Here is a 1090-nt window from a genome sequence, read left to right as displayed (position 1 = left end):
AATGAACGCTGCACTTCCGCGACCGTCACTTCTAACGTCACCTGCTGCGCGCCACCAATAGAAAGCAAGTTAATGACTGAGCTTTCATCATCTTTCGCGTTGTCATCTTCTTCATCAGCGGCATCACCTAAAGCAAAGGTTTCGGCAATTTTGACGGCGATATCCATGTTTTGCTGACTGCTGACCAAACCTCTGAGAACGACTTTCTCTTGAGCGCTATGCACTTCGATACTTTCGTCCGGCAAGAACTGGAACAACTTAGATTTAAGCGTATTTAAATCGTGAGTGACTTCGACATTAAACTGTTCGATCAATCGGCCACGACTATCCCAAACCGACACATTGGTCGTTCCTAGTTTTTTACCAATCAAGAACAGTTCATTCGATCTTAGAACCACGATATCCAAGACTTCTGGATCCCCTAACGTCACCTTTTTGGCCTTACCTGAAATCACCAATTGTGTAGATTGATGATGCGCAACAGAAACAACTCTTCCAGACTGCGCGGTTGCCGCATGAACAGACAAGCTAACAAAAAGTAACTGGCTAACGAGTAATATTATTGTTTTCATAATTCACCTAATTACTGACTCGGACACTGGATGCCTGAGATCCCTTAATGATGGTCACACTAGGTCGAGGGGTATATTTTTTTGCAACAATAGGTTTATCGACTTCATGAGGGTTACGCAAAGCCAGTTGGATCTCACCCTTGCTGTTAGCAGAAAGCAGTTTTTCCGCTTCTTTCGGGGTAACTTCCAATGTGACTGCACGAACGATCACGGGTTTGTTGTCGTTAGTTTTTGCTGTTTGGTCGACTGCTAATACATTGATATTTTTTAACACAGTGAGTGTGGTCGCTTGCTTGCCTTTGCCATAGCTCACCGTGCTCAACACATCCACTTTGTTACCCGGCAGTAGGAAACCCGCTACGCCGATAACGTCATTTACACGAATAGTGACTGCTCGCTTGTTCTCAGGAATTAAGGCTGCAAGCGTTGCGCCCTCTCCAGGTTGAGCAAGACGATTGGGATTGACCAACTCGACCGCGTAAATGGTGTTTGCAACGATACGTCCCAAAGCTTGCTCA

General features: G+C 45.4%; 2 protein-coding genes. Both read right to left on the bottom strand.

Going from position 1 to position 1090, the window contains the following annotated elements; genetic code table 11:
• Nucleotides 1–572: pilus assembly protein N-terminal domain-containing protein (locus R7P67_RS26055; RefSeq protein WP_318086487.1), on the bottom strand; the 572-nt coding region annotated here is incomplete at its 3' end.
• 7 nt (nucleotides 573–579) lie between these two features.
• Nucleotides 580–1090: Flp pilus assembly protein CpaB (cpaB, locus tag R7P67_RS26050; protein ID WP_318086486.1), on the bottom strand; the 511-nt coding region annotated here is incomplete at its 5' end.

It is taken from the genome of Vibrio sp. Vb0937, assembly GCF_033338855.1.
The sequence above is the reverse complement of the archived record's forward strand: the minus strand, read 5'-3'. Positions and strand labels throughout refer to the sequence as shown.